This window comes from Dietzia timorensis, assembly GCF_020742175.1.
In the GTDB taxonomy this organism is placed as follows: Bacteria; Actinomycetota; Actinomycetes; order Mycobacteriales; family Mycobacteriaceae; genus Dietzia; species Dietzia timorensis_A.
In genome coordinates, this window is the sequence record NZ_DYXM01000261.1 from 1 (window position 1) to 11,714 (window position 11,714).

The 11,714-nt window shown below is 63.8% G+C and carries 11 protein-coding genes; 3 read left to right on the forward strand and 8 right to left on the reverse strand.

Annotation, left to right across the window (positions count from 1 at the left end; genetic code table 11):
• Nucleotides 1-658 precede the first annotated feature (658 nt).
• Nucleotides 659-1,186, forward strand: a complete 528-nt coding sequence (locus K8V11_RS13535; protein ID WP_303915350.1) for a GNAT family N-acetyltransferase — start codon at nucleotides 659-661, stop codon at nucleotides 1,184-1,186.
• On the opposite strand, the gene K8V11_RS13540 is transcribed toward K8V11_RS13535, so the two are convergent.
• The gene (locus K8V11_RS13540; RefSeq protein ID WP_303915353.1) at nucleotides 1,183-1,611 is read right to left on the reverse strand and encodes a hypothetical protein; all 429 of its coding nucleotides are present in this window, start codon (nucleotides 1,609-1,611) and stop codon (nucleotides 1,183-1,185) included. The two genes, K8V11_RS13535 and K8V11_RS13540, sit on opposite strands and share 4 nt — an antisense overlap.
• A 206-nt stretch (nucleotides 1,612-1,817) precedes the next feature.
• Between K8V11_RS13540 and K8V11_RS13545 the strand changes: the two genes are divergently transcribed.
• Nucleotides 1,818-3,470, forward strand: coding sequence for an FUSC family protein (locus tag K8V11_RS13545; protein WP_303915356.1), 1,653 nt, complete (start codon nucleotides 1,818-1,820; stop codon nucleotides 3,468-3,470).
• Here the strand turns inward: K8V11_RS13545 and K8V11_RS13550 are convergent, their stop codons facing one another.
• Complete coding sequence (locus tag K8V11_RS13550; protein WP_303915359.1) at nucleotides 3,471-5,228, reverse strand: alpha/beta hydrolase; 1,758 nt, start codon at nucleotides 5,226-5,228, stop codon at nucleotides 3,471-3,473.
• Nucleotides 5,225-5,506: a hypothetical protein gene (locus K8V11_RS13555; RefSeq protein ID WP_303915375.1), complete on the reverse strand. Its 282-nt coding sequence runs from the start codon at nucleotides 5,504-5,506 to the stop codon at nucleotides 5,225-5,227. The genes K8V11_RS13550 and K8V11_RS13555 overlap by 4 nt, the downstream gene beginning before the upstream one ends.
• Before the next feature lie 230 nt (nucleotides 5,507-5,736).
• On the opposite strand from K8V11_RS13555, the gene K8V11_RS13560 reads away from it, so the two are divergent.
• Nucleotides 5,737-6,081, forward strand: a complete 345-nt coding sequence (locus tag K8V11_RS13560) for an RNA polymerase-binding protein RbpA (RefSeq protein ID WP_067471235.1) — start codon at nucleotides 5,737-5,739, stop codon at nucleotides 6,079-6,081.
• 117 nt (nucleotides 6,082-6,198) lie between these two features.
• On the opposite strand, the gene K8V11_RS13565 is transcribed toward K8V11_RS13560, so the two are convergent.
• The 5 genes from K8V11_RS13565 to K8V11_RS13585 all read right to left on the reverse strand — a co-directional run.
• Nucleotides 6,199-6,858 (reverse strand): bifunctional 2-polyprenyl-6-hydroxyphenol methylase/3-demethylubiquinol 3-O-methyltransferase UbiG, encoded by a 660-nt coding sequence (locus K8V11_RS13565; RefSeq protein ID WP_303915363.1) that lies wholly within the window; start codon nucleotides 6,856-6,858, stop codon nucleotides 6,199-6,201.
• Between the two features lie 34 nt (nucleotides 6,859-6,892).
• A complete protein-coding gene (locus tag K8V11_RS13570) occupies nucleotides 6,893-7,645 on the reverse strand; it encodes a polyprenol monophosphomannose synthase (protein WP_303915366.1) in 753 nt (250 codons plus the stop codon).
• A 12-nt stretch (nucleotides 7,646-7,657) separates the two neighbouring features.
• Entirely contained in the window at nucleotides 7,658-9,406 is a 1,749-nt protein-coding gene (gene lnt / locus K8V11_RS13575) for an apolipoprotein N-acyltransferase (RefSeq protein WP_303915369.1), read from the reverse strand.
• Nucleotides 9,403-10,443 (reverse strand): amidohydrolase, encoded by a 1,041-nt coding sequence (locus K8V11_RS13580; RefSeq protein ID WP_303915371.1) that lies wholly within the window; start codon nucleotides 10,441-10,443, stop codon nucleotides 9,403-9,405. Before K8V11_RS13580 ends, lnt begins: the two co-directional genes overlap by 4 nt.
• A 63-nt stretch (nucleotides 10,444-10,506) precedes the next feature.
• A partial coding sequence (locus tag K8V11_RS13585) for a cobaltochelatase subunit CobN (RefSeq protein ID WP_303915372.1) occupies nucleotides 10,507-11,714 on the reverse strand: 1,208 nt, incomplete at its 5' end.

The following is an 11,714-nucleotide window of genomic DNA, read 5'->3' on the forward strand; positions in this document are numbered from 1 at the left end:
CCAAGGCGCCGCGTGGGATGAGAGTCCCGCGCGGCGCCTTGGCTATATGCACGCAGAGCGGAGATATGGTGCCGACGGAGTCTCGTCAGCGTCGAATCAGTTTACTTTACATAATGTAGATTATCGGCGAAATGCCTAACTGGGAGAACGTGGTTTCGGGCTTGTTTCTCAAATGTGGTGCACTGTTGCGTTCTTTGTTTGCTCCCTGCGCGGTGATTCGATCTTGAATCGCTCGCGCGCACGCCTGCTGCTGGTTGAATATCTCGGCCGGGTCCTCATCGTTTTCCGTGAGTGTCTGGCGGTCGCCGTTTGATTCCTGTTGGGTTTGATCGACGTGTTGCTCTCTGCGTGTCGACCGTAATTTCATCAGTGAATCAAGCGGTACGGGCTTTCTGTGGAAATGGTCGATGCCGGCGATCCGATGTTCGGGCCAATGTCGTCACTGTCCTGAGGCGGGCGCATTTTCCGCCACTTGCTGTCCGGAATGGGCGGAATGGATGTTCGGCCCCGCGTCCCCGTTGACTCCGAGTGTACTGTAAATACGTCACAGTGACGAATGTGTAGAGCTGGGACGGTCGGCCGCCTGGGGTCCACGCGTGTTGCCGACGGGTATTCTTCGAGATCTAGCCTTGGGCTACGCGCGAGAATCGAGGACCGAATGCAGATACACGACGCCAACGCCGAGCATGTCGCGGAGATAACCGCTATCTATAACGACGCCGTGGAAAACACAACGGCTATCTGGAATGACCAGATTGTAGACCAGGATAACCGCGCTCGATGGCTCGTGGAACGCACGAATGCAGGGTTTCCTGTACTTGTGTGTAGTTCGCCAAAAGATGAATACGACGTTTTAGGTTACGCGACCTTCTCGCAGTGGCGTCCATTCGACGGCTACCGGCAGACAGTTGAGCATTCGGTATACGTACGCAGCGATCAGCACGGTAAAGGCATCGGAACGATGCTCATGGAACAGCTCATCGAGCGTGCTCAGCAGTCGGGTATTCACGTCATGGTCGCGGGTGTCGACGCCAGTAACTCGGCGTCGATAGGGCTACACGAGAAACTCGGATTCGAGGTCGTCGGGCGGATGCCGCAGGTCGGCGTCAAATTTGGGCGTTGGCTCGACCTGGCCTTTCTCCAACGCACGCTCGATCGTCGCGAAACCCCGCTGGCACAGAACTAGCCGAACTGGGTGGAGAGAAAGCCGGTGAGCAAGAATCCGACTCCTCCGATCTCCCCGACGATAATCACGATGATGCCGCCGATCACCAGTGGGGTTACCGGATGAACCTGGTTCGTCGTGTCCTCTTTCCAACCGTGGAATGCGTAGTTGAGGATGTTCGCCACGAAGAGGAACACGACGATGCACACGGCGATCGTGTTCGCCGTGGTTGACCACTCATTGAATTGAGCAAGAGGAACAAGTATCAACGTCGCCGTTGCATACATCAGTGCCGAACGATGGGCGATGTCGACATAAGGGTGTGCAAAGCCGTTCTCGCTGGTGGCCATGCCGAAGAACTTCCAAATGCCGAGCAGCATCCCCAGAAGCAACGTGCCCGCTGCAGCGGCGATGGAAATCTGTGTGGGAAGAAGGAGGTTTTCCATGGTCAGACCACTTTCGTCGAGGCCGATACTGAACTCGCAATGCAGGGGTTAATGGGCAGGCTATGGAGAGCCACTTCCCTTCCTACTGCGGACATTCGGGACGTGAGGAGTACGGTACACACGTGACCGCAATTCTCCGACATCTAGGTGCAGCATTCAGCGTTAATAGTATTCCGTCGAGGCGACGCCCCGCCATCAAGGTGGCCGTGGTCCAGCTGATCACTCTTTCCGCGTTCACGGCGTTTGGGCGCTTCGACCTCGCGCTTCTTGCAAGCCTCGGCCTTTTTGCCGTCCTCTACGCTCCGGATGCTCCTTACCGGAGACGCCTTATCGTCGTTTCCGGTGTCGCGCTCGCGCTATTCGTGTGTGCGCTTCTCGGCATCGCCGTCGGCGACAGCGCGCCACTCCTGCTCGTTGCAGTAATCGTGTTGTCATCTGCGGCGAGTTTCGCGTGTACCGCGCTCGTGGTTGGTCCGCCATCCGCATACTTTCTAATGCTCGGTTGCGGCGTGGTCAATTACATGGTTTATCAGCACGATATGCCTGCCGGCCACGTGCTGATAATGACGATGGTCGGCGGCGCAGTCGCCGTCGTCGGGACCATGGCAGAGCTTGCACTACAACCGCACTTGCCGGAGAAAAAGGCGGTCCGCGCTGCAATCACGTCGGTCGACACGTATGAAGAGTCCGAGCCAGGAGAGCCGGCGAGGGCTCTTCAGCGGAAGGCGTCGGCGGCACTCCACGGTGCCTGGACCGCATTGGATGATGCCGCTCCCCTCTTCCCCCGAGCCCCCTGGGCGCGTCGAAGGATGAGGACGCTGACCGCGCTTCGCGAGGACATCGCGAGCGCCGAACACAAGTTCAATGTCCGACTTGGTGACGCCGCCGCGCACTATTTCACGGGCAATCGCTTGGACACAGCCTCTTCCTCGGGCTTGATCGACCGAATGGTGGGTTCTGCGGGGGCCTCGAGCGGCCGCCCGAAGGCGAGAGTCCTGCTGTCCCACGCGCTCTCATGGCCATCGGAGAATCTGGTGACCGCCTCCCGAGTCGCCGTGGCGACGATTATCGCCGGGATCGTGACCCTCGCGCTCGAGGGGGAACACATCTATTGGTCGACGGCGTTCGCCGCGGTGGCCCTGCACATGGGCGGTGCCCGAATCATTCAGTCGTACCGGGCCGTCAACCGCCTTGCGGGCACGATCCTCGGAATCGGGTTGTTCACGCTGGTCGTCTGGTCCTCGCCCACGGCATGGGTGCTGGTCGTCATCCTCGTTTCCCTGCAATTGCTCGTCGAGCTCTTCGTCGCCAAGCAGTATGCGTTGGCCACGCTATTCATTACTCCTCTTGCACTGCTGATCTCCGTGGGTGGGCAGATCCCCGACGATCCGTGGCCGATCATGGGTGAACGCCTCCTCGACACCGTAATCGGCGTCGTTGCGGCGTTCATCGCCATCTGGTTGTTCGGACGCTCGATGCCGGCTAAGGTACTTCGCGCCCAAACGTCCCGGACGCTACGCTCGGCTGCCGCCTTCATCTCGGCGCCGGACGACCCGGGACCACGGGAATCGCTGTACACCGACCTCCGACTGCTCGATTCGGTGACCGGTGCCGTGACCACCGAGGAAGGCGGCTCGGACGCTGTTCACAACGGTCGAGAAATCGCCAATATCGGCTACATGCTCATCGGCACCCGCACACTCGACGCCGCCAGCTGGAACGATGCACGAATCGAAAAAGTTCGCAGTCTCATGATCAATGCGTCCGAGGAAATCGGTGCCGGAGGGCGCGACATGGACACGAGAATCGACGCCCTGCTGGCCCAGCTGGCAGCAAGCATTCGCATCACGGAGCGATAGTTAGCCGCGAGGCTGGGAAGCCATAGCCTCGTCGTGCAGCTGCCGGAATCTCTCCGCTGTTTGCTCGTTCCAGCCCGGACGTTCTGTGATCGTCGCCCAACCGTCGACGATCTCGCTGTCGTACAGGTGCCCGTAACCCTGGCTGCCACCGACCGCGTTGCCGAGATCTGCGGTGACCTGCCAGAACGTACCGATGGGAAGATAGGTCATGTCCGGATGGCGCCCCGCGCCCGGCTCCTCCTCGAGCCAATCGGGTCGCTCGAAGAGAAGATCGCTGTTCCACCACACCACCGGATCGGTGGCGTGCTGTACATAGAGAATCCGGGGTGACAGCCACTCTCCCACTCCCTCGCGAAACTCGGCCGGGTCGTCGGTAAAGCGGACCAGTAACCCGTCGGCGTATTCCGGTTCCACTTCAGTCGAGCCAGGATCCCTTCGTGAGACCAGGGAGTTCCAGATCGTGCTCGAGTTCGGCGGTCCCATCCAGAGCACTCCGTCGACCGTTGAACGAATATCGCGAAGACCAGAAAAGGCGCCCTCCCCGGCGAGAGTGCCGAGCGACTCTCCGTAGACGTAGAGTTTCGGTTTGTGTACATCGGCGGGGAGAGAATCTCGCCACGCCGCCACAGCGCTGACCAGCGCACTTCCAGCCGCTCGGGCTTTGTCCTGATCCGCGAGGAACGAAATCCAGCTCGGCAGGTACGAATACTGAGTGCCGACGATTGCCGTGTCTCCTGCGCCGAGTAGTTCTATGGCCTGTGCGGCGTTCGGATTGATCCATCCGGTGCCGGTGGTGGGGACGATCGCCACGGATTCCCGCTCCCAGGCGCGGGTGCGGTTGAGCTCGTCCACGACGAGCGCGGCACGTCCGTCGTCATCGGATGCTGATTCGATACCGGAGTACAGCCGGATCGGTTCTTTCGCGTCCTCACCGAGCAGCGCGGAGAGTTTGTCGGCGCGCAGCCCGCCGTCGACGAACCGGCGGCCCTGCATGCCGAGGTCCTCGAAATCGACGACGGACGCGTCACTCCCCGAGCGTTCGGGCTCCGCCGGCTTGGAGACGCCCTCGATGGCGTTGTCGTTCTGTGCACTGAACAGCACGTTCGCCCCCTCGAAGAATGCGCGAAGGACGACGCCCTGACCCAGTCCGAGCGCGAGGATGACCACGGCGACAATGCCGACGAAACGCGCGGCGGGTCGCGGGATGCGAAGCGTTCGTTGCAGGAATCGCGACACCCACGCGATGAGCCAGACCACTTCCCTGCCGATGGTCAGGAGGACGAAAAACACGGCGAGTGCAATGACGGGGATGCCGAGGTAGAGCAGCCACGGCTGGGTCGACGCGTCGACGAGAGCCGCGGATTGGTCCTGCCATCGCACCGCGGAGATCGAGCCGATCACGACGTAGACGATGACCAGGAACGGAATGAGTTTGTGCGACCAATAGATGACCGAATCGCCCGCTCGGCGCACGCGGTCGGTGAGGGTGATCTGTGGGGCGACGTAGCGCAGGTGAATGCTGCGGATGATTATCGCGAGCAGGTAACCGGTGAAGAGCGCGATCCCTGTGATCAAACCCTGGAAATACCAGACTCGCGGCAGAAGCGAGGGCATGAACGAGATCCATGCGAGGACCGCGGCCCCGATCAGTCCGGAATCGCGCAGTTTCCAACGGTTGGTGAGGGCGTGCAGGGCGACGAACCAGCGCGGATAGAGCACTTGCTTTCGCGTGTGCCCGGAAGTCGCCGACGTGGTCATCTGATCCGCTCGGCTTCGCGGGCGCTGCGCACCAACTCGGCCGCGAGCTCCCCGATCTCCTTCGTGCTCGCGCCTTCGTCCACGGCCGTCTGGAGATCTTCGGCGGCGCAGCGAAGCATGAACGCGCGCTCGGCAATCGAGGTGGCCTCGGCTTCCGTGAGGACCACGGTCCCCTCGGGAAGGTGCAACCGCGACGTCATTTGACGGTGTTCGTACGCCCGCTGGCGACAGGACCGCTTGCAGTACTTCCGGCGGCGCCCACTCGATGGCTGTGACACGGGACGACCACACCACTGGCATGGCGCGACATCGCCGTGGTGCGTCTCGGCGTCGTCCCCCGCCCGGGAGTCTGGCTGTTCGTCGGTCACGGCGGCTACAATACGCGGAGACGTTATACGCGTGCACGCAGGGCTCACGGCCCCGCGGGAAGTTGCAGCGGGAACAATTGACCCGCATCGCGCGTTGTACAAGCTGGAAACATCTAGGCACCAAGCGAAGGAGCCCATTTATGGCAGATCGAGTACTGCGCGGAAGTCGCCTCGGTGCGGTCAGTTACGAGACGGACCGAGACCACGATCTCGCTCCGCGTCGCACCGCCCGTTACCAGACCGAGAACGGCGATATTTACGAGATCCCCTTCGCGGACGAGGCGGAGATTCCCGGCACCTGGATGTGCAAGAACGGCCAGGAGGGCAAGCTGCTCGACGGACCGGCGCCCGAGTCCAAGAAGGTCAAGCCGCCGCGTACCCACTGGGACATGCTGCTCGAGCGTCGCTCCATGGACGAGCTCGACGACCTGCTCAAGGAACGCCTAGACGTGCTCAAGAAGCGTCGCCGCGCCGGCAGCCGCTAGCTGCCGCACTTCCCGGGGCATGCTGCTTTTAGATAAATGACGGCGGGCACCGAATTGTTTCGGTGCCCGCCGTTCTCTATTTCGCGGTCCCAGCTATTGAGGGCCGTGCGGGTGTGCTCAGCGCTCGCGGCGCAGGAGGACCACCGTGTCCTTCATGCGCCCGATCTGCCCCTCGGGTCCGGTCGCCTCGCGTTCGCGGACCTCACTGATTTGCACGGTCCAGGAACCGGCGGGGACGGACAAGTCGAGTACCTCGCCCCACGGTGTCGGCATCTGTCCGTGGCCCCGATGCTCGGCCGGCGCCCAATCCGGCGGAGCGAAGTGGCTGAGCGCGAACAGATGCCCTCCGGGGCGCACCATCTCCGCGGCGAGGTTGATGATTCCGACGCGGTCGAAATCGTCGAGTGGAGACTGGAAAAAACTTGCTGTCACGAGATCGAGTGGGCCGAGAGACTCCACCCGCGCACGGGTCAGCCACGGCGCGAGATCTCCGGAGTCGAATGTGGCCGAGCCCGGGATCGAACCCTGAATCTCCTCCGCGTTCGCGCGAGCGCGCGACACTGCCGTGGGCGAAATGTCTACGCCGGTCGCGTCCCAGCCTTGGCCGGCGAGCCACAGGACGTCCGCTCCCTCCCCGCAGCCGAGGTCGAGGCTCCGCCCCGGGGGAAGAGCGCCGACGACGTCAACAAGAACGGGATTCGGGCTGCCGCTCCACCGGGACTTCCCGGCGTATAGATCTTCCCAGAACTCGGTGGGATCGGACTGGGTATCGTGCATGCAAGCTCCTTTCGCGGGGCCGTGAACCGGCCGACTACTCGCGCCCGAAGAGCGAACGCACTTGTGAGACGCGGTGCTCGAAACCCCAACGTGCGACGTTGACCGCAGCCTCGCGGAAAATCGATTCGCTCATCTTCGACTGACCGATTGTACGCTCTACGAAAGTAATGGGTACCTCGACGATGCGGCATCCCGCCTGGCGTAGGCGCCAGGTCATATCGATCTGGAAGCAATAGCCAGCGGAGTCGATGCTATCGAAGTCGAGGGACGCCAACGCGTCGGCCTTGTAGGCGCGGTAGCCGGCGGTGATGTCATTGACCTTGGCGCCGAGCATGATCTTCGAGTACAGGTTGCCGCCGCGCGAGATGAGATGCCGGCTCAGCGGCCAGTTCTCGATTCTGCCGCCCGGAACATAACGTGATCCGATCGCGAGATCGGCGCCCTGCTCGACGGCGCCGATGAGCGTGGGAAGCGATTCGGGCGGATGCGAGCCGTCGGCGTCCATCTCGACGATCACGCGATAGCCGCGTTCGAGCGCCCAACGGAAGCCGGCGATATATGCGGCGCCGAGTCCCTCCTTGCCCTTGCGATGGAGCACGTGAATCCGGCCATTGGCGTCGCCTGCCGCGAGCTCGTCGGCGATCTCCCCTGTGCCGTCGGGGCTGTTGTCGTCGGCGATGAGGACGTCGGTATCGGGAACCGCCACGAGCAGGCGCTCGATGATCGAGGGAAGATTCTCCCGTTCGTTGTATGTCGGCATGATCACCAACGATTCGGCGTTGCTCATTCTCCCTCTTTCCTAAACGGTGCTCTTGCGACGGCGACGCTCGAGGGTCGGAAGTCGATTGAGCACGAACATCGCGCCCAGCGCCCCGAGAAGCCCGAAGAACGCGAGGACGTATTCGACCTTGGGTCCAAGCCGCGTAGCGAGCGTACCAGTGGGGACGTCGCCGAATGATGCAGTGAGAACATCGGCGGTGGACAATTCCGTCTCCGATTCGATCCGCCCGCGCTCGTTGATCACGGCCGACACTCCATTGGTCGAGGCAACGACCACCGGGATGTGGTGTTCGACGGCCTGGACACGGCTCATGGCGAGCTGCTGGTACGTCATCGGCGACTCGCCGAACGTCGCGTTGTTGGTCGGCACCGTGAGGATCCGGGCGCCATCATTGACGGCGTCCGTCGCCGCACGCGTGAACGCGATCTCGAAACAGGTGGCCACCCCGATCTTCGTGTCGCCGATGCGGAGTGTCCAGTCGGGTGGGCCGGGCTCGAAGTATCCAGCGCGCTCGGCGATGGGGAATATCGATTCCCAGAATCCGCGCCACGGGAGCCACTCGCCGAATGGTTGGACGAAGTACTTGTCGTGCCGCGCGGTTTCGCCCTTGCCCGGCTCCCACACGAGCATCGAGTTGGTGGCCGACGGCTTCTCTTCGGTTCCGGTCGGAATGACCGAGCCCACGATGATCGGGGCGTCGATGGCGTCGGTGGCCTCGTCGACGAGCTCGCGCGCGTGCTCGTTATAAACGGGATTGACGTCGGCGGCGTTTTCCGGCCAGAGGACGAGGTCGGGCTGCTCGGCGCGCCCGGCCGCGACATCGTCGGCGAGGCGCAGAGTCTCGTCGACGTGGTTTTGGAGGACCTGGAAGCGCTGGGCATTGAAATCCAGGCCCGTGCGCGGAACGTTGCCCTGCACGGCCGCGACGTTGAGCGGCACCTGATCATCCGGATGCTTGGAGCCGCTCGCCATCGGCGTGAACGAGAGGCCGATCGTCACCGCGAGAAGCACGAGCACATATCCCGTGAGCGTGATCGGGGCGCGATAGCTACTCGGCGCGGTGACGTGGCGCCACTGCCACGCGACGACGAATATCGCGAGCGTCGCGCCGATGAGAGCGACGAGGTAGCTGAGCCCGGGCGTCGTGGTGATCGGTGTGAGGAACACGAGCGGTCCGTTTGCCTGACCGAATGCGAGTCGGCCCCACGGGAAACCGTTCCACGGCCACGACGAGCGGAGGAACTCGGTGGCCAGCCACCATGCCGGTAGGAACAGCGCCGTGGACAGGTACGTGAGCGTGGTCATCGTCGAGCGATGCAGCACGCGGAGCATCAGCGAGGCTCCCAGCGCGAAAAGCGCCGTGTAGAGCGACTCCACGAACGACAGGCCGACCGCCGCGTACCAGCCGACGTACATGCCCACCCACGGCAGGAGAAGACCGAAGAACGCCATGCCGAATACGATGCCCAGACCGATGGACATCCACGATCCCGGAATATGCGCGGTGTGGCGCTCGAACTTGCTGTCCCGCTTCGGCTTCGGGCCCATATCCCAAGGGGTCAGCGAGACGATGAACAGTGCGATACCGAACGGCGCCGTGAACCACCAGGCGACCGGCGGGAACGACATGAACACCAGCACACCGCCGAGGGCGGCGAGGCCGAACCGTAGCAGCGTGAGAAAGTGCGAGTAGCCGCTGGTCAGCTCGACGGCTTCGGGGTTTCCCTTGGCCTTCTTCGTTGCGATCGGCTTCTTTCCCCGGCTCATAGCGCCTGCTCCGATCCCGATCCCGGGGCCGCGCCCAGGACGCCGCTATCGAAGAGCACCTCCCCGCGATCGACCAACGCAAGACACGTCGGAGCAGGCCCTTCTAGATCCGGCATCGGTGGGACTCCCGACCGAGGATCGGTGGACCAACGTTGCACGGCGTCGTCCGCGGCTTTAGCGACGAGCTCGCCGGTGTTCCACAGTGCGAATGCTGCCGGCGCACCCGGCTGCAGGACACCCAGGCCACTTCCCTGCCCGATAAAGGCGCGAACCGCGCCGCGGGTTGCCGCGGTGAACGCTGCGCGCGGCGACAAGGCACGCGCCGGAGACGCTGCCGCGTCGCACACACCGGTGAGCGTGGCGAGCGCATCCCAGGGCCGGAATTCCGCGCCGTCCCAGCACGTTCCGGCCAACGGAATTCCGGCCGCCGCGAGACCGATGAGATCCGCCCCGGACACCCCGTCGCCCAGCAGCGGCGCAACGACGAGTGAGACTCCGTACTTCGCCAGTGCATCCGACTGCTCGGCGGAGATCGCGCGGAGATCGGCGGCCCCGAGTCCCACGATCGCCGGAGCGCGCCCAGCCACGCGGACATGCCCTGCCTTCTCGGCGGCGGCATCGAGGAAGTCCAGAACGCCCTGCAGCCCGCCGGCCGCCGAATCTGCGCGGAGCGTGAGCTTGTCGAGGTCCCCGGCAACCAACGAATCGATGACGGCGGAGCCGGGGGCCTGCAAAACGGGAGCGTCCGACGTCATTCTTACAACGCCCAGGGCCGCGGCGGACGCGTCCACGCCCGCATCCGCGGCGGCGTCGAACTCGAAGAACGCGGGCGCGCACCATGCGTCGGCAGCGTTGACGGACGCGGCGTCCGGGAACAGCGTGGGGCCCGGAGCGTCCTGGCCGATCCATGCGACGGCGCCGTTATCGACGGCGAGCGAGGTCGCGTCGCGCGAGGCGGGACTGAGCACGCGTGCCCCGTGAATCAACGTCGGCCCGAGCTGGCGAGCATCTACCGACGAAATCGATTTTTGTGGCATGTGTTCAATTATGACGTACCGGCATGGGCGCTCGGGGCGCGAGTCGTAAACCACACACGGCAGCTACTGCTCCCCGCCCTCAATCGTCCCCTCCGCATCGAGGAACGCCTCACGCAGATCCTCGAGCACCTGCGGATCCGGTTCGGCCCACAAGCCACGATCGGCGGCCTCGAGAAGCCGCTCGGCCATCGAGTGCATCGCCCACGGGTTGGATTTTTCGAGAAACGCGCGGTTCTCCGGATTGAGGACGTACTCGCGGGTGACCGCATCGTAGGTCCAGTCGTCGATCACCGAGGTCGTCGCGTCGAAGCCGAAGAGATAGTCGACCGTCGCCGCCATCTCGAACGCGCCCTTGTAGCCGTGCTTGCGCATCCCCTCGATCCACCGCGGATTGAGAACCCGCGCACGGATGACCCGGGAGGTCTCCTCGAGCAGTGACCGCGTGCGTACCGAATCCGGCCGGGTCGAGTCACCGACATACGCCGCAGGTGCCGACCCGCGCAGCGCCTTGACCGTGGCCACCATGCCGCCGTGGAACTGGTAGTAGTCGTCCGAGTCGAGAACGTCGTGCTCGAGGGAGTCGACATTTTTCGCCGCCACATCGATGCGTCCGTAGACGCGCTGCATGTCGGCGCCCGCGGGCACGCCGTCGCGGCCGCGCCCATACGAGTACCCGCCCCACTCGGTGTAGACGGCGGCGAGATCGGCATCGTCGCGCCAGTTTCCCGTATCGATCGCCTGCAGGATGCCCGCGCCGTAGGTGCCCGGCTTCGAACCGAACACGCGGTCGGCGGCCCGCTCGGGATCGATGCCTGCGGCCGTATCCGCGTCGACGTTGGCGCGCAGAAAGTTCGAGTCCGCGGGTTCGTCCTGCTCTGCGGCCATGCGCACCGCGTCGTCGATGAGGGCGAGCACATGCGGGAAGGCGTCGCGGAAGAAGCCGGAGATGCGGACCGTGACATCGACGCGGGGCCGGCCGAGTTCGGCGAGCGGAATCGGCTCGAGCCCGACGATACGACGGGACGCCTCGTCCCAGCGCGGCCGGATGCCGAGCAGAGCGAAGACCTCGGCCACGTCGTCGCCGCTGGTGCGCATGGCGGAGGTGCCCCACACAGACAGGCCCACGGATTTCGGGTACTCGCCCGTATCTTCCTTATGACGTCGCAGGAGTGAATCCGCCATGAGCTGCCCGGTATCCCACGCCAGCGGGCTCGGAAGCGCGCGGGGGTCGACCGAGTAGAAGTTGCGCCCGGTCGGCAGCACGTTGATAA

Excerpts from the sequence above, each read along its gene's own strand:
- K8V11_RS13540 (WP_303915353.1), bottom strand. The coding sequence starts at position 1,611 with ATGGAAAACCTCCTTCTTCCCACACAGATTTCCATCGCCGCTGCAGCG.
- K8V11_RS13570 (WP_303915366.1), bottom strand. The coding sequence starts at position 7,645 with ATGAGCAACGCCGAATCGTTGGTGATCATGCCGACATACAACGAACGG.
- K8V11_RS13565 (WP_303915363.1), bottom strand. The coding sequence starts at position 6,858 with ATGCACGATACCCAGTCCGATCCCACCGAGTTCTGGGAAGATCTATAC.
- K8V11_RS13580 (WP_303915371.1), bottom strand. The coding sequence starts at position 10,443 with ATGCCACAAAAATCGATTTCGTCGGTAGATGCTCGCCAGCTCGGGCCG.
- K8V11_RS13535 (WP_303915350.1), top strand. The coding sequence starts at position 659 with ATGCAGATACACGACGCCAACGCCGAGCATGTCGCGGAGATAACCGCT.
- K8V11_RS13560 (WP_067471235.1), top strand. The coding sequence starts at position 5,737 with ATGGCAGATCGAGTACTGCGCGGAAGTCGCCTCGGTGCGGTCAGTTAC.
- lnt (WP_303915369.1), bottom strand. The coding sequence starts at position 9,406 with ATGAGCCGGGGAAAGAAGCCGATCGCAACGAAGAAGGCCAAGGGAAAC.
- K8V11_RS13550 (WP_303915359.1), bottom strand. The coding sequence starts at position 5,228 with ATGACCACGTCGGCGACTTCCGGGCACACGCGAAAGCAAGTGCTCTAT.